Below are 22,550 nucleotides of genomic sequence, written 5' to 3' on the forward strand. Positions count from 1 at the left end.
TTGCGGCCGGGCCCGGAACCGGGTCGGGACAGGCAGGCAAGAGGCCCAGAATTGACGCGATACTTCCGCGATTATCCTGCGCAAAGCGGCGACAGGATGCTGATCAAGATGGAGCATTACCTGGAGCTGTATGACGAGATCCTGGCCGGATGGCAGGGCCGCGACGTGTCGTTCCTGGAGATCGGGATCTACAAGGGGGGCTCGCTGCCGATGTGGCAAGGGTTCCTGGGGGCGGGCTCACGCCTGGTGTTCTGCGACATCGACCCGGCCTGCCGGGACCTGGCCTTGCCGGGGACGACGGTCGAGATCGGCGATCAGGCGGACCCGGTGTTTCTGGAGCGGCTAGGCCAGGCCTATGGGCCGTTCGAGCTGATCGTCGATGACGGCGGGCACAAGATGCACCAGCAGATCACCAGTTTCCGGCATCTGTGGCCGCGCCTGAAGGATCGGGGGCTGTATATCGTCGAAGATGTCCACACCAGTTACTGGCCGGGTTTCGGCGGGGGCCTGCGCGAACCGGCAAGCTTCATCGAATTCGCCAAGGACCTGATCGACCAGATGCACTCCTGGTACACCGAGGACGACGCCGGGTTTCCGCTGCACCCTTTGGCGCGGGAGATCGGTGGCATCCGGTTCTTTGACAGCATGGTGGTGATCGAAAAGCGGGTGAAGGAGCCTCCGGTCTCGATCAGTGTCCAGAACGGTCAGGTGGGCCGGTCGCGTCGCATTCTGGAGGTCCGGGGGCGGCGGTCGATCTTTTAGGGCAGGACCCCAGAGACCAGTCGTCGCAGCGCGGCATGCCACGGCCCGGGCAGGTCGCCCCGTTCGATGGCCAGCGCGGCGCGGTCGTAGGCGGCGGAAAGAAGGGCCGCCGTAGGCCCTGGCTCTGCCATGCCGACCGCGCGCAGACCCTCTTCCAGAGTGCGGCCGCCAGTGGTGGCGTCAATGTCGGCAAGGATGTCCGGGGACAAGACAGCTGGGGCCTCTACCAGCATCAGGCGCGCGCGGCCTGGCTGGCGCATGGCTGCCAGGAAGGCCTCGCCGCCCTGGATCAGGGCTTCGGCTGGCGTCAGGCCGGGGGAGCCGCTTGATTCGATCAGAGTGGCGACGGCTTCAGCCTCGGCGCGGATGACGGTGGCGAAGAGCGCCTCTTTGTCGGCGAAGTGGTGGTAAAGCGCGCCGCGCGTGACCCCGGCAGCGGCGACGATTTCGGGGGTGCCGGTGGCGGCGAAGCCCTTGTCGACGAACAGTTTCCTGCCTGCCGCGATCAAGGCGGCGCGCATGGTGTCGCTGCGGTCTTTCTGGGAGCGGCGGGTGGCTTCTTGCATACATACAGCCTGTATGTTATTTACGTACACAGTGTATCGAACTTTGCAGGAAAGGAAAATCCATGAAGGTGACGAGCTACTATCCCGTGCTTCTTTCGTCGGACGTGGCGCAGGCGGCGGAGTTCTACATCCGGCATTTCCGGTTCCAGCCGCTGTATCAGGCGGATTGGTATGTGCATCTTCAGTCGGTCGAGGACACGTCGGTGAATCTGGGGCTGGTGACGAAGGACCATGAGACGATCCCCAAGGAGGGGCGCGGCAAGACAGGCGCGATGCTGTTGAACTTCGAGATCGAGGATGTGGATGCGCAGCATGAGCGGCTTCGGGCCGAGGGTGTACAGATCGCACTGGGCCTGCGGGATGAGGTGTTCGGGCAACGACACTTCATCGTCCAAGGACCGGATGGCGTGCTGATCGACCTGATCCGACCGATTGCTCCCGATGCCGAGAACGCCGCGCTCTATGTGACCGAGGCCCTGCCGAGCTGAGCCTGATCTTGCATCGCGGGGCCTTCGCCATTAGCAGGGAAGCCGATTTGCAGGAGACCAGCGATGGACGGGATCGACACGCTCAAGGCCAAGTATCTGGCGGCGGTGGCCGGTGCGGCGGATGAGGCCGGGCTGGAAGAGGTCCGCGTGGGTGCGCTGGGCAAGAAGGGTGAGATCTCGGGCCTGATGGCGGGTCTGGGGAAGATGGACCCCGAAGCGCGGAAGGCGGCGGGGGCTTCGCTGAACGCGCTGAAGGATGAGATCGATGCGGCCCTGCGGGCGCGGAAGGTGGCTCTGTCGGATGCGGCGCTGGATGAGCGGCTGAAGTCGGAATGGCTGGATGTGACTTTGCCGGGCCGGCCTCGGCCCCGCGGGACGGTGCATCCGGTGTCTCAGGTCATGGAAGAGCTGACGGCGATCTTTGCCGACATGGGGTTTTCCGTGGCCGAGGGGCCGCAGGTGGAATCCGACTGGTACAACTTCGACGCATTGAACATCCCGCCGGAGCATCCCGCGCGGCAGGAGCATGACACGTTCTTCATGGCGCGGGCCGAGGGGGACAACCGGCCTCCGCATGTGCTGCGGACACATACCTCGCCGGTGCAGATCCGGGCGATGATGGCGCAGGGGGCTCCGATCCGGGTGATCGCTCCGGGGCGCGTGTACCGGATGGACATGGACCAGACGCATACGCCGATGTTCCACCAGGTCGAGGGGCTCGCGATTGACCGGTCGATTTCGATGGCGAACCTGAAGTGGTGCCTGGAGGAGTTCTGCCGGGCCTTCTTCGAGGTGGACAAGGTGGAGCTGCGGTTCCGCGCCAGCCATTTCCCGTTCACAGAGCCATCGGCGGAGGTCGACATCCGCTATTCCAACGTCGGCGGCCAGCTGAAGATCGGCGAAGGCGACAAGTGGATGGAGATCCTTGGCTCGGGCATGGTGCATCCGAAGGTGCTGCAGGCTGCGGGGGTTGATCCCTCGCAGTGGCAGGGCTTTGCGTTTGGCATGGGCATCGACCGGATCGCGATGCTGAAATACGGCATCCCGGATTTGCGCGCGTTCTTCGAGGCGGACCTGCGCTGGCTGCGGCACTATGGGTTCAGCGCGCTGGACGTGCCGGACCTGGCGGGGGGGTTGAGTGCCTGAAGTTGCGTGGTACGAAGTTCCACTGCTCTTGGGCTTCAGCGCGGCCCAAATTTGGGCTTTTGTCTCCCCGATAATTGCCGGGGCAGTGGGCGCTTGGCTTACTCGCTGGTATCGGAAACGAGATGATCGGGAGGCTAGAAGGCGCGAGTATGTCGCTGGAAAGCTTCAGGAAGCATATCTTTCGGTTTGTGACGCGCTCGAGTACCCCGGTATGGACGCCAAGGAGGCTTTCGACCGAAAACTTAAGCTTGAGAAGGCATTCAACACGATAGACCTCTATGCTGATAGCGCGACGCGCTTGAAGGCTAGAGAGATTGCAGAAGCTTTCGCGCGAGGAGAGACGTGGATCACGTACGAGCCGCTCCTTACAGCATTGCGAGATAGGTTTCGGGAGAGCATGGGACTTGAGCACCTCTCTGATCCTGTTCGGACCTTGAAGTTTGGAATGGTGAAAGCAGTCGAGAACCAGGGAGTGTCTTCTGCAGGTCAAGCAAAGCCTGAGCAGCCGGAGCGCTCGTGAATGGACGATCCGGACCTTTCCGCTCGAAAGCACCTTGCCGCCAATGACCCGGCCTTTCCGGCGCGGCGGGAGGAGGCCTGGGGGCGGATCGTTGCGGCGCTGGACGGGGTGCTTGGGCCGGCGGGGTTTGTGCTGAGCCGGACGACCTGGAACAAGGTGACGGCGGCGGGGAAGTCGGCAGTGCATCTGCAGCGGGACCGCTATGGCTGGGATGTGCGGATCGTGCTGCGGTTCGTGACACCGTCAGGCGAGGTGCCGGATCATCCGGACTGGCCGGGCGGCGAGGATGTGACTTTGGCTGATTTCTTCGAGCAGCCGGTGAAGGACCCGGGGACGCTGGCCTTCATCGACGTGCTGGAGACGCCGGAGTGCCTGGATCAGGCGGTGGAAATCCTGCAGGAGCAGGTGCTGCCGTGGTTCGACGCACTGCATTTTCCGCAAGGTTAGAGACGAATCCGGCGCGCGGCGGCCTGGCCGGCCCAGCGGCCCGTGGCCCAGGAGGCGGTGAGGAGATAGCCGCCCGTTGGGGCCTCCCAATCCAGCATTTCCCCGGCGGCGAAGATTCCCGGGAGCGCTTTCAGTTCCAGGTCGGGGGTGAGGGCGTCCCAGGCGATGCCTCCGGCAACGCTGATGGCTTCGTCCAAGGGGCGCGGGCCTTGCAGGGGGATGGGCAGGTGCTTGAGATGGCCAAAGGGGTCTTTGCGGGCGAATTCCATCACCAGGGCGGTCTGGGTGCGGTCAAGGCCGAGTTTGCGGAGTTTGTTGGTGGCGCTGTCGCCGGGCTTCATTTTCGACAGGCGGCGGGTGATTTCCTCGGCGCTCAGGTTGGGGAGGAGGTCGAGGACGAGTGTATATGCGTCGCGTAGATACTTGTATATACTGTAGATGCCGCCGCCTTCTAAGCCTTTGGCCGATATGATGAATTCTCCGCGTTCGCGGTGCGGGCCTGCGATCAGCGCGACGCCTTTCACGGGTTGGCCAAAGAACGGTGTCATGTGCTGGGACCAGTCGACGCGGAAGCCCATGTTGGCGGGTTGCCAGTCGGTGATCTGGACGCCCTTCTCGCGCAGCCACGGGACCCAGGCGCCGTCAGAGCCGAGGCGGGACCAGCTTGCCCCTCCCAAGGCCAGGATGGTGGCTTTGGGGCTGAGGGTTTGCGGGCCGTTGGGGGTGTCGAAGGTCAGGGCGGGGCCGTCAAAGCCGGTCCAGCGCCAGCGGGTGCGGATTTCGACGCCTTGGGAGGTCAGGCGGTTGAGCCAGGCTCGCAGCAGGGGGGAGGCCTTCATCGCCACGGGGAAGACGCGGCCGGACGAGCCTGTATATACGTCTTGGCCAAGGGCGCGGCACCAGTCTTGCACTTGCTCCGGGCCAAATTCCTTCAGGATTGGAAGGAGTTGCGGGGCATCGTAGCGGGAGACGAAGGTTTCCCATCCCTCGTCCTTTGTGACGTTCAGGCCGGATTTCCCGGCCATCAGGAATTTGCGGGCGACGGTGGGTTTGGCTTCGACAACAAGGGTTTGCACGCCTGCCTTCGCCAGTTCCTCGGCGGCCATCAGGCCTGCGGGGCCGGCGCCGATGACGAGGGCGTCAGGCCCCGGCATTGCGCAGTTCGACGACGCGGTGGGGGTATGGCATCTCGATCCCAGCCTCTTTCAGCGCGTTCCAGATCGCGAAGAGGACGGGGGAGCCGTACTTGTTCTTGCCGTCGTCTATGCCTGCCACCCAATACTCGACCGCGAAGTCGACGGAGGATTCGCCGAAGCCGCGTAGTTCGCAGTCGGGACCGTCGGGGGACTGCAGGACGAAGGGGAGTTTGGATACAGCGCTTTCGATTATATCGGGCACGATGTTTATGTCGGTCTCGTAAGACACTGAAAACAAAGCCTCATACCGGTTGGCGCTGCCCTGGTCGGAGTAGTTGACGACGCGGGACGTGATGAAATGCTCATTCGGGACGACGATCCATTTGCCGTCGAAGGTTTCCAGAATGCAGGCGCGGGCGGTCATCTTGACGATGGTGCCCTTCTCGCCCCCGTCGAGTTCGACGTAGTCTCCGACGGTGGTCTGGCCTTCGAGTAGCAGGATGATGCCGGAGACGAAGTTGGCGGCGATCTGTTGCAACCCGAGGCCGATGCCGACGCCCAGCGCACCGCCGAGAACGGCGACTGCGGTGAGGTCGATGCCCATGATGGACATGAGGAGGAGGAAGGCCGCTCCGAAGATGGCGACCTCGGAGGCCTTGATCGCAAGCTCTCGGGTCGCGGGGCGGAGGTCGGGTTGGGCCTTGATGTAGCCGGCGGACTGGCGGTTGGACCAGCCGCCGAGCCAGAAGAGGAGGGAGCCCGCGATCAGGCCACGGATCAGGGCCAGGGCGGTGAACTGGATGTTGCCGAGGTTGACCTGGGCGGCGTCGAGCCTTGTGGTTACGTCATCGAGGACCCCGAGCGCGTGCAGCGCCATGACGGGGAGAAGGACGTAGCGGCCCATCAGCTTCAGGAAGCCGGGGGGCAGGACCTGGCGGACAAGGGCGAGCGCGGCGAGGAAGAGGAAGACGCGTTTGCCGAAGGCGATGACTTCTCCGCTGCCGAAGGTGGCGCGGGTCAGGCCTTCCCCGGCGGCGGTGAGGGCGTAGGCGAGGAGGGGGAGGAGGAGCGGCAGGAAGAGGAGCGCGAAGCGGCGGAGGCGGGCGATGATGTGGGTCGCCTCGGGCTTGGGGGTGAGGGTCTTTTCCAGCGTAGGCGTCAGGCGGCGGGCGAGAAGGCTGGCCAGTATATACGCGGCAATCAGGAGGCCGAACTGCATCAAGGCGGCGGGGGAGCTAAGCCAGCCGATTGCGGTATCGGTTGCCTGTTGCAGCCAGTCCTGGACCCGATCCACAGCCTACCTCCGGTTATGGGCGATGCGCCCGATGGTGTTCAGCAGGATCTGCGCGGCGAGGATCGCGGTGGTGCCGGTGTGGTCGTAGTCCGGGGCAACCTCGACCAGGTCGATGCCGATGATGTTTCCCTGTTTGGTCAATCCGTCAATCAGTTCAAGGACTTCGTAGTAGAGGAAGCCTCCGTGCGAGGGGGTGCCGGTGCCGGGGGCAATGGAGGGGTCGAAGCCGTCGATGTCGATGGTCAGGTAGTAGTCGACGCCCTTGGGGATGCGGGCGAGGGTCGCCTCGACCCCCAGCTTGCGGATCTGGCGGACGGAGAGGATGTCGTCGCCCATCTTCCGCGCGGCCTCATACCCATCCTTGGCGGTGGAGGAGACGTTGCGGATGCCAAGCGCGGTGATGCCCTTGACGTGGTCCTGTTCGGCGGCGCGGCGCATGGGGTTGCCGTGGCCGTGGCGGACGCCGTGGCGGACATCGACGAAATCGAGGTGCGCGTCGATCTGGACGATGTGCAGCGGGCGGCCCGCGAAGGCGCGGATGCAGGGGATGTTGATGGAGTGGTCGCCGCCTAGCACCACGGGGACGGCGCCGGCGGCGAGGATAGCGCGGACGCCGGTTTCGATGTTGGCGTGGGAGGTTTCGGTGTCGGTGTGGACGATGTCGGCGTCGCCGATGTCGAGGATGCGGACGCCTTCGAGGTAAGTGACGTCGTCTTCGTGGTCATAGGCCCCGGCGTGGCCGAAGGAGAAGAGGGTGGAGGCCTCGCGGATGCCACGGGGGCCGAAGCGGGCTCCGGCGCGGAATTGGGTGCCGAAGTCGAAGGGCGCGCCGAGGATGGCGAAGTCGGCGTCGATGTTCGACCAGTCGGGCTGGTAGGGGTTCTTGCCGAAGGTCGAGATGCCGACGAAGGGCAGGTTCAGGCGGCCGGTTTCGTAGGCGTTCGTCATGGCGTTTCCCAGTTGGTCATGCGTTTCAGGGCGGCAACATGCCCCGGATCGGCGGCGAGCGCATGTTCGGCCAGCGACATGGCGGTGTCGATAAGTGTGTGGGCCTCGCAGATGCGGTCGATGAGGCCCCAGGAAAGGGCGGTGTCGGCGTCGATCTTCTGGCCTGCGAGCAGGATCATCCTGGCGCGCGCTGGGCCGATCAGGGCGGCGAGGCGGCCGGGGTCCGAAGGTTGCGGGCGGTAGCCGAGGCGCATGACCGGGTAGAAGAAATTGGCCGTGGGGACGGCGATGCGGAGGTCGCAGGCGAGGGCTGCTCCCATGGCTCCACCAGCGAGGGTGCCGTTCAGGGCGGCGATGGAGAGGCCGGGGAAGGCGGCGATGGCGCCAGAGGCGGCTTCCCAGGCGGGGGAGAGGCCGAGGCCCGCCTTCATGCCGTCGAGGTCGGCCCCGGCGGAGAAGACCTTGCCCTCTCCGGTCAGGATCAGGACCTTGGCGGTGGTTTGGGTGACGGCCGCGGCAAGCGATTCCAGCATGGCTTCGGTCAGGGCGTTGGCCTTGTCGGGCCGGGCCAGCGTGATCGTGCAGCAGTCTCCGGTGTGTTCGACCCGTATCATGCGGTCCCCGTCCGTGTTTCCCAACCTGCGTCAGCGAAGCCCTTGACGCTGTCAGGACGAGATAGAAAGGTTGCGGGCAGCGATTTCAACCCGAAAGGCATATGCGATGACCCGTCAGCTTACCTGTTCCTCGGCGCTTGCACTGGTGTTCCTTGCCACTTCCGCCGGCGCCGAGGTGACCCCGCAAGAGGTCTGGGCGAGCTGGCAGGCGATGATGACCTCGGCCGGGCAGGAAATGACGGTCGGGAACACGGCTGACAGCGGCAGTGCGGTTGAGGTGACGGATGTGGTCGTCGCCTACAAGGACCAGATGGGGGGCAGCACCTCGGTCACGTTTGACAAGCTGGTGTTCACCGACAATGGCGACGGGACGGTCACGGTGACGATGCCGGACAGCTATCCGCTGGAGATGGCCTTCCCGGCGCAGGAGGACGGGCCGGGGTCGCTGAAGCTGACGATAAGCCAGCCGGGGGCGAAGGTGATTGCCGGGGGCAGTGCGACCGAGACGAGCTATGACTTCAGCGCGCCTCAGATGGCCATGACGCTGGACGAGGTCACGGACGAGACGGGGAAGGTGCTGGACACCACGGGCGACCTGGCGATGACCGAGGTGACCGGCAGCTACAAGATGACCAAGACGGGCGGGACGCTGGGGCTCGATACCAGTTTTGCGGCGAAGTCGGCGGTGCTGAACCTGTCGGGCGGAGCGGACGATGGTGGCGGGACGGGGGTGGTCAAGGTCAGCTTTGCCGACCTGGCCGGGGTGACGAAGGGCAACTTCCTGCCGGCCGAGATGATGGCGAACATGGCGGCGGCGCTGAATGCGGGCTTCACCATGGACAGCTCCATGACCTTCGGCGCGATGTCGGTGGATGCCGATATCACCGAAGCGAGCGGGCCCACCAAGATCGTGATGACGGCCACGGGTGGCGGGTTCAACGTGGCGATGGACAAGGTGCGGCTGGATTACGGTACGTCGCTGAACGGCGGCAAGCTGGTGATGTCGGGGGCCGAGATCCCGTTCCCGCAGGTCGAGGTCGCCTTTGCCGAAAGCGGGTTCAACGTGCTGATGCCGGTGACCAAGTCCGACACGCCGCAGGACTTCCGCTTCCTGACCAAGCTGGTGGATTTCACCGTGTCGGAAGACGTCTGGGGCCTGTTCGATCCGGCGGGATCGCTGTCGCGGGAACCGGCGAGTGTGATCGTCGACCTGAAGGGCACGGGGCTCTGGACGCAGGACATCATGGACCCCGAAGCGCAGATGGACGGGATGGAACCTCCGGGAGAGCTGCATACCCTGGTCCTGACGCAGGTGCTGGCCAAGGCGGCGGGGGCCGAGGTCTTGGCGGCCGGTGGGCTGACCTTTGACAACACGGACCTGGCGACCTTTGGCGGGATGCCCCGGCCGGACGGCAAGATCACCGTGAATATCAAGGGCGTGAACCAGCTGGTCGACAACCTGATCGCGCTGGGCATTCTGACCGAGGACGACGCGATGGGCTTCCGCATGGGCTTGGGGATGTTCGCGCGGCCGGGGGCCGGACCGGATGAGCTGGTCTCGGAGGTCGAGTTCAGGGATGGCGGGATGTTCGCGAACGGGATGCAGCTGCAATAAGGCGGCCTTGCACCCGGCGGCGGGCGGGACTACCTCCTGCACCTGAGCAGAGGAAAAGCCATGACCCGCAGCCTGTCCGACCTGAGCCACGCCCTTCTGGATGCCGCGCGCAAGGCGGGGGCGGACAGTGCCGATGCGCTGGCGGTGCAGGGGACGGCGGTTTCGATCGAGATCCGCAAGGGTGCGCTGGAGACGGCAGAGCGGTCGGAAAACGTGGAGATCGGGCTGCGCGTGCTGATCGGGCGGCGGCAGGCCTGCGTGTCGGCCTCGGACACCTCGGACGCGACGATTGTGGCGCTGGCCGAGCGGGCCGTGGCGATGGCGCGCGAGGCGCCGGAGGATGCCACGGCGGGGCTGGCGGAGGCGTCGGAGCTGGCGTCTGTTTGGGATGTCGGGGCCTTGGACCTGGCCGATCCGGCTGGCGAACCGGGGGCGGCGGTGCTGGAGGCCTCGGCCCGCGCGGTGGAGGCGGCGGCGCTGGAGACCAAGGGGATCACCCAGGTGGAGGCGGCGGCGAGCTACAGTCAGCGGGCGCTGCACATGGCGGCGACGAACGGGTTTTCGGGCGGGTATGGGCGGACCTCGACCAGCCTGTCGGCGGTTGCGTTCACGGGTTCCGGCACGGAGATGCAGCGGGACTATGCGGGCGAGGGGCGTATATACGCGTCCGACATGCCCTCGGCCGAGGAGATCGGGCGGCTTGCGGCAGAGCGGACGCTGCAGCGCGTGGGATCGGTGAAGCCGAAGACCGGGACCTATCCGGTGGTCTATGACGAACGGGTGGCGGCGTCGCTGGTTGGGCATCTGCTCTCGGCAATCAACGGGACGTCGATTGCGCGGGGGTCAAGCTGGGCGCGGGATCTGCTGGGCAAGCAGGTGCTGCCCAAGGGCCTCTCGCTGGTCGAGGACCCGCATCGGGTGCGGATCGGGTCCTCACGGCCCTTCGATGGGGAGGGGCTGGCGACCCGGCGGCGCGAGATCGTGGCGGATGGGGTGCTGACCGGCTGGGTGCTGGACCTGGCGACGGGGCGGAAGCTGGGGATGGCTTCGACGGCGAATGCGATGCGGGGGACGAGTGCTCCGCCGTCGCCGTCGACAACGAATATTGATCTGACGCAAGGGGTTATCGGGCGTGAGGACCTGTTGAAGCAGATGGGGACGGGGCTCTTGGTGACCTCGATGATCGGGTCGACGATCAACCCGACGACAGGGGATTATTCGCGCGGGGCTTCTGGCTTCTGGGTGGAGAACGGGCAACTGGCCTATCCGGTGCATGAGTGCACGATTGCGGGGAACCTGCGCGACATGCTGTTGCGGATCGTCCCGGCGAATGATGCTCGCCAGCATCTGTCGACGCGGGTGCCGTCGATCCTGGTGGACGGGATGACCCTTGCCGGCGCGTGACCTGGCGCTTTTGACCGAGGCCGCGCGCGAGGCGGGGCGGATCGCGCTGCGGTTCTGGCGGCGGGATCCGAAGGTCTGGGACAAGGGCGGCGAGCATGGGCCGGTATCCGAGGCGGACCTCGCGGTCAACGACATGCTGAAGGCGAAGCTTCTGGGCGCGCGGCCGGACTATGGCTGGCTGTCGGAGGAGACGCCGGACAACGTGGACCGGCTGGCTGTAGATACGGTCTTCATCGTGGACCCGATTGATGGCACGCGCGCTTTTATCGCGGGCGAGGAAACCTGGGCGCATTCACTGGCGGTGGCGCACAAGGGGCGCGTGACGGCAGGGGTCGTCTATCTACCGGCGATTGATCGTATATACACGGCCTCCGAGACTTCGGCCCCGATGCTGGACGGTCAGGTCATCCGGGCCAGTGGGCGGGACCGGCTGGTCGGGGCCAACATCCTGACCACAAAGGCCAATCTCGTGCCGGAGAAATGGCCGGGTGGGTTGCCGGAGATCGTCCGCAATTTCCGCGCCTCGCTGGCCTACCGGATGTGCCTGGCGGCGGAGGGTCGGTTCGACGGGATGCTGACCCTGCGCGACGCCTGGGAGTGGGACATCGCGGCGGGGGCACTGATCGCCGAGCGGGCCGGGGCTGTGGTGACGGACCAGACGGGGGCGGCGCTGCGGTTCAACAGCCCAGGCGCTCAGGCTAAGGGCGTGCTGGCGCTGCCGCCGGGTCCCCATGCCGAGGCTTTGGCTCGGCTACGGGGTTAGGCCTATACAGGCCGCCCGATCTGGGATAGGTGCGCCCCACGGTCGAGATTCCTACGACTGCGGGCGAGGAGGCCCGCGACCCGAAGGGACAGGGGCCGTTTGGCTTTGATGGGCGAATAGCTGCGCCCCCTTTGGAAAAACATCGATGACGATTGAACACGTGGCCGCGCCGCTGGCGCAGGCTTTGGCTCTCAAGGGCTATGAAGCGCTGACTTCGGTGCAGGACGCCGTGCTAGCGGAGGGTGTCGCGGGGCGCGACCTGCTGGTTTCGGCGCAGACCGGGTCGGGCAAAACGGTGGCCTTCGGGTTGGCCATCGCGCCCGAGGTGTTGGGCGGGCAGGACGTGCTTTTGTTCGCCGACAAGCCGATTGCTCTGGCCATTGCGCCGACGCGTGAGCTGGCGCTGCAGGTCGCGCGGGAGCTGGAGTGGCTGTACGCGGGCGCTCAGGCCAAGCTGGCCACCTGTGTGGGCGGGATGGACTACCGGACCGAACGCCGGGCGCTGGAACGGGGCGCCCATATCGTCGTGGGGACCCCGGGGCGGTTGCGCGACCATATCGAGCGGGGGTCCTTGGACCTGTCGGGCCTCCGCGCGGTGGTGCTGGACGAAGCGGATGAGATGCTGGACCTGGGCTTCGCCGAGGACCTGGAGTTCATCCTGGCGGCGGCGCCTGAGGATCGGCGGACGCTGATGTTCTCGGCCACCGTTCCGAAGGAAATCGAGAAGCTGGCCGGTGAGTTCCAGAAGGACGCGCTGCGGATCGTCGCGCAGGGCGAGGCGAAGCAGCACGTCGACATTGAATACAAGGCTTTCTCGGTGGCGGTGCGGGACCGGGAGCATGCGATTTTCAACGTGCTTCGGTACTACGACGCGCGGACGGCCATCGTCTTCTGCAAGACGCGGGTGAACGTGAACCACCTGCTGGCGCGGATGGGGAACCGGGGGTTCCAGGTCGTCGCGCTGTCGGGCGAGCTGTCGCAGCAGGAGCGGACGCACGCGCTGCAGGCGCTGCGGGACGGGCGGGCGCGGGTCTGCATCGCCACCGACGTTGCCGCGCGGGGCATCGACCTGCCGGGGTTGGAGCTGGTGATCCATGCCGATCTGCCGTCGAATTCGGAAACTCTGCTGCACCGGTCGGGCCGGACCGGTCGCGCGGGGAAGAAGGGCGTTTCGGCGCTGATCGTGACTCCGGCGGAGTTCAAGAAGGCGCAGCGGCTGTTGTCGGGCGCGAAGGTCACCGCCGAATGGGGCTCGGCCCCTGGTGCGGATGACGTGCAGGCGAAGGATGACCTGCGGATTCTGGAGCATCCGGCGCTGACGGCCCCCTTGGGGGAAGAGGCCGGGATTGCTGGCGAATTGCTGGAGCAGTTCGGACCCGAGGCACTGGCGGCGGCTTTCGTGCGGTTGTGGCGCGAGGGGCGGTCGGCGCCCGAGGTGCTTTCGACTGACAATCCGATGCCTGCGCCCTCGGCCCCGCGGGAACGGGGGGAGTTCGGGCCTTCGGTCTGGTTCCGGATCAATGTGGGCCGGGCGGGTCGGGCCGAGGCGCGGTGGCTGTTGCCGAAGATCTGCGATGCGGGGTCGATTGCGAAGGATTCCATCGGCGCGATCCGGGTGCGCGAGGAGGAGACCTTCGTCCAGATTGCCGAGGGTGTGGCGGACAAGTTCCGGACGCAGATCGACCTCGACAAGGGTCTGCTGATGGAGCGGATCGAGGGCGAGCCGGATTTCGACCGTCCGCGTTTCGACAAGCCGAAGTTCGAGCGACCGGCGCGTCCGGAACGGGCCGAGCGCACCGAGCGTCCTGCCCGGGCAGAGAAACCGGCCTACACGCCGAAGCCGCCGCGTGTGGTCGAAGAGGAGGGCGAGGCCGAGGCTCCGCGGGCGGAGTACACGCCGAAGCCGAAGTATGAGCCGCGTCCGCGGGTGACCCCGTCCGAGGCGCGGCCGGAGCGGAGTGAGCGCCCGGCGCGGAAGCCCTACGAAGAGCGTGCGCCGCGTGCCGAGACGACCGAAGAGGCTCCGCGCAAACCGCGCTGGTCGCCCGACCAGAAGGCGGCCCCGCGCTCGGCCGGGTTCAAGAGCCACGGCGGGTCGGCGGATCGTCCGGGACGGGCTGCGGGTTACAAGAGCCATGCCAGCGAGGGAGGCGGCTACAAGGGCAAACCGGAAAACTACCCTCCGCGTGGGGAAGGTGCTGCCCCGGCGGAAGGCGAGCGTCCGGCGCGCAAGCCCTATGCCAGCAAGACCGAAGGCTACAAGCCGCGCGGCGAATACGCTCCGCGCGCGGAGGGGGACCGTCCGGCACGGAAGCCCTATGCGGGGAAATCCGAAGGCTACAAGCCGAGGGGGGAGTACAAGCCGCGCGAGGACGGAGATCGTCCGAAAAAGCCCTATGCGCCGAAGGGCGAGGGGTTCCGGCCCCGGGAAGATGGCGACCGCCCGAAGAAGACCTACGCGCCCAAGGGCGATGACGCGCGGCCTTATGTGAAGCGCGACGGGGCTGTCAAGCCGGGCGGCAAGAGCTTCGGGACCAAGAAGCCGTTCGATCGCGCGGGTGGTTCGGACCGTCCGGCGAAGCCCAAGGCAGATGCGCGGGATACGTCCAAGCGGTTCGTGCCGCCGAAAGGGCCGAAGCGCTAACCGCAAGCAGGCCGGGAAACAACAAGGCCGCCGGACCCACAGGGACCGGCGGCCTTTGTTTTGGAAGAATGGTGCCGGTGAAGGGACTCGAACCCCCGACCCCATCATTACGAATGACGTGCTCTACCAGCTGAGCTACACCGGCATTCTTCCGTGGGCGGGCTATTAGCATCGCCCATCCGCAGTGTGTAGCCCTAATTTGCGCGGCGGGCGATCTCGTCCAGGGGGAGCTGGGGGACCTCGGGTTCGGGCTCCGGTTCCGGCTGCGGCCGGGCCTCCATCAGGGGCAGCAACTCGGCCAGGACGGGCGAGGCGGCGGCGGTGGCGGGTGGGGTGGTCCAGGACAGGGTGTCGAAACTGCCGCAGTTGTCACAGACCGGCTGCCAGCTTTCGTGGATCGCGTGGCACTTGTCGCAAACCCATTGCGGACCGCGCGGGGCGGCGATGGCGCGTGCGATCAAATCGCGTACGATGGAATCTTCAGCCCCCTCGCCACGCGCAATTGCCGCCAGAATCGCCAATGAACGCTGGGTTGGAGCGCGGGTAGCGACATCGTCCAGCGCGCGGCGGGCACCCGGAAAGTCCTCGGTGGCCAGCAGAAGCTCGGCCAACAGCATCCGGCTTTCGTCGTTGTCGGGCCGGGCATTCGTCAGGGTGCGGAAGCGCTTCAGGCGGTCCTGCGGGGACTCATTCGGCTCGATCTCGGCGAAAGCGGCGGCGAGGTCGGGGTGGGGCAGGACTTCCCAGGCCTTCTTCAACACGCGGGTCGCGTTCTTCTTGTCGCCCTTGGCGATGTAGCCGCGGGCGGCCATGGCGGCGGCGGGGATCAGGTCGGGCGAAAGCTTGTTCGCCTCGATCGCGGCCTCGCGCGCCTCGATGCTGGCGTCGTCGTCCATCACGGTCCGGGCCTGCTGCAGCGCAAGGACCGCATCGCGGCGACGGTAGACGTCCTTGGGCAGGCTGCCGGCCCGCAGCTTGGCACCAAGGGTGGCACGGGCGCCGGACCAATCCCCCGCGTCCGACTGCAATTTCAGCAGGATGTCCTGGGTTTCGGCGTGCTTGGGGCGGAGTTCAAAGGCCTTTTCGGCAAGCTTCAGCGCCACTTCGCGGTCGCCCTCGGCGAGTTTCTGGTGCAGAAGGCCACGGACGCCGACAAAGCGGGTGGTGTCGTCCTGCAAAAGGGTCTTGTAGGCCTCGCTCGCGCGCTTGCGGTCACCGGCGGCTTCGGCGGCCTGGGCGACGAGGAGCGTGGTCAGTTCCGGTTTTCCGAGCAAACGCTCAGCTGTCTGCGCGCGGGTCAAGGCAAGGCGGGGTTCGCCGGACGCCAGGGCCATCAGACCCTCGGACAGGGCCTTGTAGCCCTTGCGTTCGCGGTTGCGGTCGAAATAGCGCGAGATCGCGGTTTCGTCGCCGTTCAGGAAGCGGAAGGTCGCGCCGAGGAGGCCGAGGACTTTCAGCAGCAGCCAGACCGCAATCACGGTCAGCAAGGCGAGGACGACGGCCTGAACCGGGCCGAGGGTGAATTCCCAGCCGGCGACCCGGACCTGCATCGTCTGACCGGTTTCCGACAGCATTCCGGCGGCCAGGGCCAGCGCGGCGATCAGGACGACGAAGAGGACGACCTTTGTCAGTGACCAGAGCATCATTCCCCCCGGGCAGCGGCAAGGGCTGCGGCGGCAGCGAGGTGGGTCTGGGCCTGGGCGATCCAGGGGTCAAGCGGGGGTTTCAGCGCGGGGTCCAACGTGTCGAGTTCGGACAGGGCGTCGGCGACGCGGCCCTCGGAGACGGCGAATTCGGCGCGGGACAGGATGGCATCGGGGGTGGTGCCTTCGCGTGGGGTGACAGAGCGCGCGCCAGTCTGCGCGGCAAGGAAGTCGACGAGGCGGTCGGTCCAGCCGTCCTCCTGGCTGATCTCACGCGAGAGGCGGAGGGCTTCGCGGGCGGAATCGGGGAAGGCGGCTTGCAGGCTGGCGAGAGTCGGTGCGCCGGTGGCGGCGAGGGGGTCAAGGGCGGTCGACAGCGCAGAGTCGGCCAGGGCCTGCAGTTCGGCGGTGAAGGGGCGGCCTTCGGTGACTGCGGCGGAGAGGGCGTCGAGCGCCTGGGCGCGGGCGGCGGCAGCGGCGGCCTGTTCGGCCTCTGCCGCGCGGTCGGTCGCGGCGGCCTCGGCGGCATCTAGGCGGGCAAGGGCGGCGTCGAGTTGTTGCTGCAGTTCGGGAGAGGTGGACGTGGTCGGCATCGCGGACAGGCGACGTTCGAGCTCGGCCAGCTTTGCGGTCAGGGCGGCGTTGGTGCCGGTGCCGTCGGCGGGCATCGCCTCGATGGCGGCCAGGCGGGCTGCGAGGTCGTCGAGGCGGGAGAGGTCGGGCGCTTCGGGGGTGGGGCGGGCCTCAAGGTCCGAAAGGCGCGCGGTGGTGGCGGAGAGGTTTCCGGTGATCTCGTCCAGCGCGACGGTCTGGCGGGATTCGAGGTCGGCAATCCGTGCCTCAAGCGCGGCGACCTCGGCTGAGGCATCGGGGGCGGAAAGGCCGAGCACGTTGAAATGTGCCAGAGCAAAGCCTGCGACGCCCGCCAGAGCGCCGCCCAGAAGCGGAGCGAAGAAACCCGATTGCCGCGGCGGCGGAGGTGGTGGTGCCGGGGGTGGCGGTGGTTCGGGAATAGGCTCGGGAGCGGCAGCGGGTTCGGGCGGCACGGGTTCGACAAACGGCTCCGGGGCGACCGATGCAGTCACGTCGGGTGCTTCCGATTCGGTGATGCCTGGCTGGGATCCCTTGCGTCTGGTCATGGTGCAGCTCTTTGTCATCCCCTGCCCCAACCTAAGCACTGGCGGTGCGGGGGTTCAAGGCAGAGGGCGATGGGCAAGCAAGCTTTCGACACTGTCGAGCATTGCAGCGCTGTCGGGGCGCGCCGCGACTGTCAGGGCGCTGTGGGGAATGGCGGCTGCAGCCTGGGCAACGGCGCTGCTCATCGCGACGAGCCGCAAGTCGGCGCGGGTGTCGGGGGGCATGGCGTCGCAGAAGATCAGGGCGCTGCGGGGCGAGAAGAGCGGCAGGATGATCGGGGTGGACCGGCGCAAAAGCTCAAGGGACTCGCCTGAAAAGGGTATCGGTTTCTGTAAATACACTTGTAAAGATAGTGTCGGAATATCGTTGGAATTCAAGTCTTTGGCGATGTCTCCTGATGTATCTACGCCGCGTATGTACAATAATCTACCATTCGGGCGGTCGTTCAGGATGGTGGCCAGGAGGTCCCTGGCGTTGCCGTCGGCGGACCGTGTCTCAAGTCCTGCCGCACGGGCTGCGGCGGCGGTGGAGCGGCCGACGCAATAGGCCAGCGGGGGCAGTCTGATCCCCAGCCGAAGCGCGCCTTCCACGCCATGCGCCGAGGTGAAGACGGCGGCGGCAAAGGGGCCCTCGGGGAGGGGGGGCGACAGATATTCGGGCGCCATCAGCGGTGCGATGACGGGGCGGACGCGCGGCCCGAGGCGCTGGGTCAGCTGGCGCGCGAAGGACTCGGCCTGGGCCTGGGGCCGGGTCAGCAGCACCGGGACGGGCTGGCGGGGATCGGGCAAAGCTGCGGATTGTCTCGCCATGCCCACGGTGTTACCTGCCGGGGACCCCTGACGCAACGGCGGGCCATGGACCGGACGCTTACCCTGCTTGGCATCGAGACGAGCTGCGATGACACCGCGGCTGCCGTGGTGCGCGCACCGGGGTCGGGGGCGCCAGAGATCCTGGCGTCGGAAGTGCTGGGCCAGACCGCGCTGCACGAGGCGTTCGGCGGCGTGGTGCCGGAAATCGCGGCCCGCGCCCATGCGGAACGGCTGGATGGCGTGGTCGAGGCGGCGCTGGAAAAGGCCGGATTGGGGCTGGACCGGATCGACGGGATTGCGGTGACGGCGGGGCCGGGGCTGATCGGAGGCGTGCTGTCCGGGGTGATGTTGGCGCGGGGGCTTGCGGCGGCGCGGAGCCTGCCGCTGGTGGCGGTGAACCACCTGGCGGGCCATGCGCTGACCCCGAGGCTGACCGATGGGACCGCCTTTCCCTACCTGATGCTATTGGTGTCGGGCGGGCATTGCCAGTTCCTGCTGGTCAAGGGTGCCGACAGGTTCCAGCGGCTGGGCGGCACGATCGACGATGCGCCGGGCGAGGCGTTCGACAAGACGGCCAAGCTTCTGGGCCTGCCGCAGCCTGGGGGGCCGTCGGTCGAGGCTGAGGCGGCGCTGGGCGATCCGATGCGGTTCCGGTTTCCACGGCCGCTGTTGGACCGCGAGGGCTGCGACATGTCCTTTTCGGGCCTCAAAACGGCCTTGTTGCGGGCGCGGGATGCGTTGGTGGCGGAACAGGGCGGAATCACCGTGCAGGACCGCCGCGATCTGTGTGCCGGGTTCCAGCTTGCGGTGGCCGAGGTGCTGGCGACCAAGACGGCGCGGGCGATCCAGGCGGTTGCGGATCAGCGACCCACTGCGCTGGCCGTGGCGGGGGGCGTTGCGGCAAACAAGGCCATTCGGGCCATGTTAGAGACTGTTTCGGCCCATGCGGGCCTGCCCTTCGTTGCGCCTCCGCTGCGGCTGTGCACCGACAATGCGGCGATGATCGCCTGGGCGGGGATCGAGCGGCTGCGGGCCGGGCTGGAAGCCTCGCCCGACTTCGTCGCCCGACCACGCTGGCCGCTGGACGAGGCTGCGCCGGCGCTGCTCGGGTCCGGCAAGAAGGGGGCCAAGGCATGATCGGCATCCTTGGCGCGGGGGCCTTCGGGACGGCGCTGGCGGTCACGCTTGGGCAGGCCGGACGGTCCGTGCGGCTCTGGGCGCGCGACGCCGAGGCGGTACGGCAGATGCAGGCAAGCCGCCGCAACGAAAAGGCGCTGCCGGGGATCGGGCTGCCGGAAACAGTCTCTATTCACGCCGAAATCGCTGATCTTGCCGGGTGCAAGGCGGTGCTGCTGACGGTTCCGATGCAGACGCTGGGGGGCGTGCTGGACCGCTTTCCGCAGCTTGGGACCGATCAGCCGCTGGTTGCCTGCTGCAAGGGGGTGGACCTGACCACGCTCCGCGGTCCCGTGGCGTTGATCCGGGACCGGCGGCCCGGGACGGCGGCTGCGATGCTGACCGGGCCGAGCTTTGCCGTGGACATCGCGAAGGGGCTGCCGACGGCGCTGACGCTGGCGGCGACGGGGGACGGGGCCTCGCTGCAGGACCTGTTGTCGACCCCGACCCTGCGCCTGTACCGGACGGACGACATCATTGGGGCGGAAGTGGGCGGCGCGCTGAAGAACGTGGTCGCCATCGCCGCTGGGGCGGTGATCGGCGCCGGGCTGGGCGACAGTGCCCGTGCGGCGTTGATGACGCGGGGCTATGCCGAGATGGTGCGGCTGGCCACGGCTGTGGGTGCCCGGCCCGAGACGCTGGCGGGACTGTCGGGCCTGGGAGATCTGGTGCTGACCTGCACCTCGACTCAATCGCGCAACTTCCGCTTTGGCGCGGCGCTGGGACAGGGGACCAGGTTTGACCCCAGCATCACCGTGGAAGGGGTTGCGACCGCCCGGGCCGTGCTGCAGCTGGCGGCGAGCCTTGGGGTGGACATGCCGATCACGGCGATGGTGGATGCCCTTGCCAGTGGCCGGATCGCGTTGAAAGATGCCATGGGCCAGCTGATGAGCCGGCCGCTGAAACAGGAATGACCATGCGCTATGCCCTGATCTGTATCGACAAACCGAACGCCCTGCAGACCCGCACCGACAACCGGGCGGCGCATTTGGCGTATATACAGGAGACCGGGGTGGTCGAGCAGGCGGGCCCCTTCATCGACGCGGCCGGGCAGATGTGCGGCAGCCTGCTGATCCTGAACGTCGGCTCGAAGGCCGAGGCGGATGCCTGGGCTGCTGGCGACCCTTACGCGAAGGCCGGGCTGTTCCAGTCGGTCATGGTGCAGGAATGGAAGCGGGTGATCGGATGACCTATTGGCTGTTCAAGTCCGAGCCCGACGTCTGGGGCTGGGAGCATCAGGTCGCCAAGGGTGATATTGGCGAGGAATGGCATGGGGTGCGCAATTATCAGGCGCGCAACAACATGCGGGCGATGAAGGTCGGCGACCGGGGGTTCTTTTACCACTCGAACGTCGGCAAGGAGATCGTTGGAATTGTTGAGGTCTGTCGGGAAAGCAGCCCGGACAGCACGACGGACGATCCGCGCTGGGACTGCGTCTGGATCAAGGCGGTGAAGCCATTGCAGCGGGCGATCAGCCTTGAGGAGTGCAAAGTAACCCCGGGCCTGGAGAAGATGGTGCTGGTCAACAACACGCGCCTATCGGTGCAGCCCGTGTCGGAGGAGGAATGGGCGATCATCTGCCGTCTGGGCGGCGTTGACCCCTGAGTTGTGCGTATCTACTTCAGGTAGATACGTCTGTACATACAGAAGATATACTGCCGCTATATCAATGCCATAGAGAATCCGCCTCACAGATGACCGACAGCGAAGATCAGCAAGAACGCAAGCGCGGTACCGGCGCGCGGTACGTGTATGACACGCTGCGGGACGAGATCCTGGACCTGGTCCTGCCGCCGGGGACTCCGATCGACGAGGTGGGTCTGGCCGACCGCCTGGCGATGTCGCGCACGCCGATCCGCGAGGCGCTGGTGCGGCTGGCGGCGGAAGGTCTGGTGACGCTGCTGCCGAACCGGTCGACCGTGGTCAGCCAGATCGACTTTCCGAACCTGCACCACTTCTTCGACGCGTTGACGCTGATGTACCGGATGACCACCCGGCTGGCGGCGCAGTTCCATGATGCGGGCGACCTGGATGCGATCCGCAAGCAGCAAGATGCCTTTGCCCGGGCGGTGCTGTCCGGGAACACGGCGGCGATGATCCGGCTGAACCGGGATTTCCATGTCGCGATCGCCGAGGCGGGCCGCAACCCCTATTACCTGCAGCTGTTTTCTCGGCTCTTGGACGAGGGGCGGCGGATCGTGCGGCTGTACTATTACCCGACGTTCGAGCCGCAGCTGCCGCACCCGTATATACAGGAGCACGAAGCGATCATCGCCGCCATCGCCGCGCGGGATGTCGAGGCCTGTGACCGGCTGGCGAAGGACCACGCCGACAAAATCATCCAGCAAATCCAGCAGATGATGGCGCGGGACCTGCGGCAGGACCCGAAGCTGTGAGATTCTTGTCGACAAATAAAATGCAAGACGTATCCTGAACCTTGAACGCAGCGGATTCGGCCCGCGGATGGAGGATGGCAACATGAAATCGGATATCTTCTCGGGCACGATCCCGGCCCTGATGACGCCCTGCAAGCCGGACCGGACGCCCGACTTTGACACTCTGGTCGCCAAGGCGAAAGAGCTGGTCGGGCTGGGCATGTCGGCGGTGGTCTATTGCGGGTCGATGGGCGACTGGCCGCTGCTGACCACCGAACAGCGGATGGAGGGGGTGGAGCGGCTGGTGAAGGCGGGGATCAAGGTCGTGGTCGGCACGGGGGCTGTAAACACGGCGACCTCTGCGGCCATCGCCGACCATGCCCAGAAGGTCGGCGCGCATGGGTTGATGGTGATCCCGCGCCTGTTGTCGCGGGGGACGGTGGTCGCGGCGCAGCGGCTGCACTTCAAGGCGGTGCTCTCGGCAGCCCCGACCCTGCCGGCGGTGATCTACAACAGCCCCTACTACGGCTATTCGACCAAGGCCGACCTGTTCTTCCAGATCCGGGCTGAACATCCGAACCTGGTCGGCTTCAAGGAATTCGGCGGCTATGACGACCTGTCCTATGCCGCGAACGCGATCACCGGGGCCTCGCCCGACCTGCGGCTGATGATCGGTGTAGATACAGCGGTCTACCACGGCTACGTCAACTGCAACGCCGGCGGCGCGATCACCGGGATTGGCAACGTGTTGCCGCGTGAGGTGCTGCATCTGGTGTCCCTATGCAAGGCCGCGCAGAAAGGCGATGCGCGGGCCCGGCAGCTAGCCTATGAGCTGGACCAGGCGATGCAGGTCCTGTCCGAAGTCGATGCCGGTCCGGACCTGGTGCTGTTCTTCAAGCACATGATGGTCCTGCGCGGTGAACGGGCGTATCTACACCACTTCAACGAAGGTGATGAGCTGTCGGCCAGCCAGAAGGGCTTCATCGAGGCGCAGCTGAAGATGTTCGACGCCTGGTATGCCGATTGGGCCAAGCAGCCAGAGGCGCGCAAGTACGCCGCCTGA

23 protein-coding genes and 1 tRNA gene are annotated in these 22,550 nt (G+C 66.5%); 15 read left to right on the top strand and 9 right to left on the bottom strand.

Annotated features, from left to right (window positions below; genetic code table 11):
* The first annotated feature begins 96 nt into the window (after positions 1 to 96).
* Complete coding sequence (locus AC2EAL_RS04260) at positions 97 to 762, top strand: class I SAM-dependent methyltransferase (RefSeq protein WP_484722922.1); 666 nt, start codon at positions 97 to 99, stop codon at positions 760 to 762.
* On the opposite strand, the gene AC2EAL_RS04265 is transcribed toward AC2EAL_RS04260, so the two are convergent.
* Positions 759 to 1,328, bottom strand: coding sequence for a TetR/AcrR family transcriptional regulator (locus AC2EAL_RS04265; RefSeq protein ID WP_484722923.1), 570 nt, complete (start codon positions 1,326 to 1,328; stop codon positions 759 to 761). The two genes, AC2EAL_RS04260 and AC2EAL_RS04265, sit on opposite strands and share 4 nt — an antisense overlap.
* A gap of 62 nt (positions 1,329 to 1,390) precedes the next feature.
* On the opposite strand from AC2EAL_RS04265, the gene AC2EAL_RS04270 reads away from it, so the two are divergent.
* From AC2EAL_RS04270 to AC2EAL_RS04285, 4 genes are all read left to right on the top strand, one after another.
* A complete protein-coding gene (locus AC2EAL_RS04270; RefSeq protein WP_484722924.1) occupies positions 1,391 to 1,816 on the top strand; it encodes a VOC family protein in 426 nt (141 codons plus the stop codon).
* Between the two features lie 72 nt (positions 1,817 to 1,888).
* The gene (pheS, locus tag AC2EAL_RS04275) at positions 1,889 to 2,962 is read left to right on the top strand and encodes a phenylalanine--tRNA ligase subunit alpha (protein WP_484723399.1); all 1,074 of its coding nucleotides are present in this window, start codon (positions 1,889 to 1,891) and stop codon (positions 2,960 to 2,962) included.
* A complete protein-coding gene (locus tag AC2EAL_RS04280; RefSeq protein ID WP_484722925.1) occupies positions 2,955 to 3,482 on the top strand; it encodes a hypothetical protein in 528 nt (175 codons plus the stop codon). The genes pheS and AC2EAL_RS04280 overlap by 8 nt, the downstream gene beginning before the upstream one ends.
* The gene (locus AC2EAL_RS04285) at positions 3,483 to 3,929 is read left to right on the top strand and encodes a hypothetical protein (protein ID WP_484722926.1); all 447 of its coding nucleotides are present in this window, start codon (positions 3,483 to 3,485) and stop codon (positions 3,927 to 3,929) included. It begins immediately after the preceding gene.
* Here the strand turns inward: AC2EAL_RS04285 and AC2EAL_RS04290 are convergent.
* The 4 genes from AC2EAL_RS04290 to AC2EAL_RS04305 are packed head-to-tail and all read right to left on the bottom strand — an operon-like array spanning position 3,926 to position 7,921.
* Positions 3,926 to 5,083, bottom strand: coding sequence for a TIGR03862 family flavoprotein (locus tag AC2EAL_RS04290; RefSeq protein ID WP_484722927.1), 1,158 nt, complete (start codon positions 5,081 to 5,083; stop codon positions 3,926 to 3,928). The two genes, AC2EAL_RS04285 and AC2EAL_RS04290, sit on opposite strands and share 4 nt — an antisense overlap.
* Positions 5,070 to 6,359: a mechanosensitive ion channel family protein gene (locus tag AC2EAL_RS04295; protein WP_484722928.1), complete on the bottom strand. Its 1,290-nt coding sequence runs from the start codon at positions 6,357 to 6,359 to the stop codon at positions 5,070 to 5,072. Before AC2EAL_RS04295 ends, AC2EAL_RS04290 begins: the two co-directional genes overlap by 14 nt.
* Positions 6,360 to 6,362: 3 nt before the next feature.
* Positions 6,363 to 7,307 carry an agmatinase gene (gene speB / locus AC2EAL_RS04300; RefSeq protein WP_484722929.1) on the bottom strand — a complete coding sequence of 315 codons (945 nt, stop codon included), beginning with the start codon at positions 7,305 to 7,307 and terminating at the stop codon, positions 6,363 to 6,365.
* Positions 7,304 to 7,921 (bottom strand): enoyl-CoA hydratase/isomerase family protein, encoded by a 618-nt coding sequence (locus tag AC2EAL_RS04305; RefSeq protein WP_484722930.1) that lies wholly within the window; start codon positions 7,919 to 7,921, stop codon positions 7,304 to 7,306. Before AC2EAL_RS04305 ends, speB begins: the two co-directional genes overlap by 4 nt.
* 106 nt (positions 7,922 to 8,027) lie before the next feature.
* Between AC2EAL_RS04305 and AC2EAL_RS04310 the strand changes: the two genes are divergently transcribed.
* From AC2EAL_RS04310 to AC2EAL_RS04325, 4 genes are all read left to right on the top strand, one after another.
* On the top strand, positions 8,028 to 9,536 hold the full coding sequence (locus tag AC2EAL_RS04310; RefSeq protein WP_484722931.1) for a DUF2125 domain-containing protein: 1,509 nt from the start codon (positions 8,028 to 8,030) through the stop codon (positions 9,534 to 9,536).
* A gap of 60 nt (positions 9,537 to 9,596) precedes the next feature.
* Complete coding sequence (locus tag AC2EAL_RS04315) at positions 9,597 to 10,940, top strand: TldD/PmbA family protein (RefSeq protein ID WP_484722932.1); 1,344 nt, start codon at positions 9,597 to 9,599, stop codon at positions 10,938 to 10,940.
* The gene (locus AC2EAL_RS04320) at positions 10,927 to 11,703 is read left to right on the top strand and encodes a 3'(2'),5'-bisphosphate nucleotidase CysQ (RefSeq protein ID WP_484722933.1); all 777 of its coding nucleotides are present in this window, start codon (positions 10,927 to 10,929) and stop codon (positions 11,701 to 11,703) included. The genes AC2EAL_RS04315 and AC2EAL_RS04320 overlap by 14 nt, the downstream gene beginning before the upstream one ends.
* Before the next feature lie 145 nt (positions 11,704 to 11,848).
* On the top strand, positions 11,849 to 14,347 hold the full coding sequence (locus tag AC2EAL_RS04325) for a DEAD/DEAH box helicase (protein WP_484722934.1): 2,499 nt from the start codon (positions 11,849 to 11,851) through the stop codon (positions 14,345 to 14,347).
* 69 nt (positions 14,348 to 14,416) lie between these two features.
* Here the strand turns inward: AC2EAL_RS04325 and AC2EAL_RS04330 are convergent.
* The 4 genes from AC2EAL_RS04330 to AC2EAL_RS04345 form a co-directional block, all read right to left on the bottom strand.
* Positions 14,417 to 14,492 (bottom strand) — tRNA-Thr (locus tag AC2EAL_RS04330).
* Positions 14,493 to 14,541: 49 nt separating this feature from the next.
* Entirely contained in the window at positions 14,542 to 15,990 is a 1,449-nt protein-coding gene (locus AC2EAL_RS04335) for a heme biosynthesis HemY N-terminal domain-containing protein (protein ID WP_484723400.1), read from the bottom strand.
* On the bottom strand, positions 15,990 to 17,129 hold the full coding sequence (locus AC2EAL_RS04340) for a COG4223 family protein (protein ID WP_484722935.1): 1,140 nt from the start codon (positions 17,127 to 17,129) through the stop codon (positions 15,990 to 15,992). Before AC2EAL_RS04340 ends, AC2EAL_RS04335 begins: the two co-directional genes overlap by 1 nt.
* Before the next feature lie 54 nt (positions 17,130 to 17,183).
* Positions 17,184 to 17,936 carry a uroporphyrinogen-III synthase gene (locus AC2EAL_RS04345; RefSeq protein ID WP_484722936.1) on the bottom strand — a complete coding sequence of 251 codons (753 nt, stop codon included), beginning with the start codon at positions 17,934 to 17,936 and terminating at the stop codon, positions 17,184 to 17,186.
* A 45-nt stretch (positions 17,937 to 17,981) separates the two neighbouring features.
* On the opposite strand from AC2EAL_RS04345, the gene tsaD reads away from it, so the two are divergent.
* From tsaD to AC2EAL_RS04375, 6 genes are all read left to right on the top strand, one after another.
* The gene (tsaD, locus tag AC2EAL_RS04350) at positions 17,982 to 19,073 is read left to right on the top strand and encodes a tRNA (adenosine(37)-N6)-threonylcarbamoyltransferase complex transferase subunit TsaD (RefSeq protein ID WP_484722937.1); all 1,092 of its coding nucleotides are present in this window, start codon (positions 17,982 to 17,984) and stop codon (positions 19,071 to 19,073) included.
* Positions 19,070 to 20,026 (top strand): NAD(P)H-dependent glycerol-3-phosphate dehydrogenase, encoded by a 957-nt coding sequence (locus tag AC2EAL_RS04355; protein WP_484722938.1) that lies wholly within the window; start codon positions 19,070 to 19,072, stop codon positions 20,024 to 20,026. The genes tsaD and AC2EAL_RS04355 overlap by 4 nt, the downstream gene beginning before the upstream one ends.
* A gap of 2 nt (positions 20,027 to 20,028) precedes the next feature.
* On the top strand, positions 20,029 to 20,301 hold the full coding sequence (locus AC2EAL_RS04360; protein WP_484722939.1) for a YciI family protein: 273 nt from the start codon (positions 20,029 to 20,031) through the stop codon (positions 20,299 to 20,301).
* On the top strand, positions 20,298 to 20,717 hold the full coding sequence (locus AC2EAL_RS04365; protein ID WP_484722940.1) for an EVE domain-containing protein: 420 nt from the start codon (positions 20,298 to 20,300) through the stop codon (positions 20,715 to 20,717). Before AC2EAL_RS04360 ends, AC2EAL_RS04365 begins: the two co-directional genes overlap by 4 nt.
* Positions 20,718 to 20,806: 89 nt before the next feature.
* Positions 20,807 to 21,508, top strand: coding sequence for a GntR family transcriptional regulator (locus AC2EAL_RS04370; RefSeq protein WP_484722941.1), 702 nt, complete (start codon positions 20,807 to 20,809; stop codon positions 21,506 to 21,508).
* An 82-nt stretch (positions 21,509 to 21,590) separates the two neighbouring features.
* On the top strand, positions 21,591 to 22,550 hold the full coding sequence (locus AC2EAL_RS04375; protein WP_484722942.1) for a dihydrodipicolinate synthase family protein: 960 nt from the start codon (positions 21,591 to 21,593) through the stop codon (positions 22,548 to 22,550).

It is taken from the genome of Tabrizicola sp. T74 (assembly GCF_057219935.1).

Coding starts and splice junctions, on each gene's coding strand:
- AC2EAL_RS04340 (WP_484722935.1), bottom strand. CDS start 17,129: ATGACCAGACGCAAGGGATCCCAGCCAGGCATCACCGAATCGGAAGCA.
- AC2EAL_RS04270 (WP_484722924.1), top strand. CDS start 1,391: ATGAAGGTGACGAGCTACTATCCCGTGCTTCTTTCGTCGGACGTGGCG.
- AC2EAL_RS04265 (WP_484722923.1), bottom strand. CDS start 1,328: ATGCAAGAAGCCACCCGCCGCTCCCAGAAAGACCGCAGCGACACCATG.
- AC2EAL_RS04315 (WP_484722932.1), top strand. CDS start 9,597: ATGACCCGCAGCCTGTCCGACCTGAGCCACGCCCTTCTGGATGCCGCG.
- AC2EAL_RS04285 (WP_484722926.1), top strand. CDS start 3,483: ATGGACGATCCGGACCTTTCCGCTCGAAAGCACCTTGCCGCCAATGAC.
- AC2EAL_RS04325 (WP_484722934.1), top strand. CDS start 11,849: ATGACGATTGAACACGTGGCCGCGCCGCTGGCGCAGGCTTTGGCTCTC.
- speB (WP_484722929.1), bottom strand. CDS start 7,307: ATGACGAACGCCTACGAAACCGGCCGCCTGAACCTGCCCTTCGTCGGC.
- AC2EAL_RS04345 (WP_484722936.1), bottom strand. CDS start 17,936: ATGGCGAGACAATCCGCAGCTTTGCCCGATCCCCGCCAGCCCGTCCCG.
- AC2EAL_RS04260 (WP_484722922.1), top strand. CDS start 97: ATGCTGATCAAGATGGAGCATTACCTGGAGCTGTATGACGAGATCCTG.
- AC2EAL_RS04365 (WP_484722940.1), top strand. CDS start 20,298: ATGACCTATTGGCTGTTCAAGTCCGAGCCCGACGTCTGGGGCTGGGAG.
- AC2EAL_RS04310 (WP_484722931.1), top strand. CDS start 8,028: ATGACCCGTCAGCTTACCTGTTCCTCGGCGCTTGCACTGGTGTTCCTT.
- AC2EAL_RS04305 (WP_484722930.1), bottom strand. CDS start 7,921: ATGATACGGGTCGAACACACCGGAGACTGCTGCACGATCACGCTGGCC.
- AC2EAL_RS04360 (WP_484722939.1), top strand. CDS start 20,029: ATGCGCTATGCCCTGATCTGTATCGACAAACCGAACGCCCTGCAGACC.
- tsaD (WP_484722937.1), top strand. CDS start 17,982: ATGGACCGGACGCTTACCCTGCTTGGCATCGAGACGAGCTGCGATGAC.
- AC2EAL_RS04375 (WP_484722942.1), top strand. CDS start 21,591: ATGAAATCGGATATCTTCTCGGGCACGATCCCGGCCCTGATGACGCCC.
- AC2EAL_RS04290 (WP_484722927.1), bottom strand. CDS start 5,083: ATGCCGGGGCCTGACGCCCTCGTCATCGGCGCCGGCCCCGCAGGCCTG.
- AC2EAL_RS04355 (WP_484722938.1), top strand. CDS start 19,070: ATGATCGGCATCCTTGGCGCGGGGGCCTTCGGGACGGCGCTGGCGGTC.
- AC2EAL_RS04335 (WP_484723400.1), bottom strand. CDS start 15,990: ATGCTCTGGTCACTGACAAAGGTCGTCCTCTTCGTCGTCCTGATCGCC.
- AC2EAL_RS04370 (WP_484722941.1), top strand. CDS start 20,807: ATGACCGACAGCGAAGATCAGCAAGAACGCAAGCGCGGTACCGGCGCG.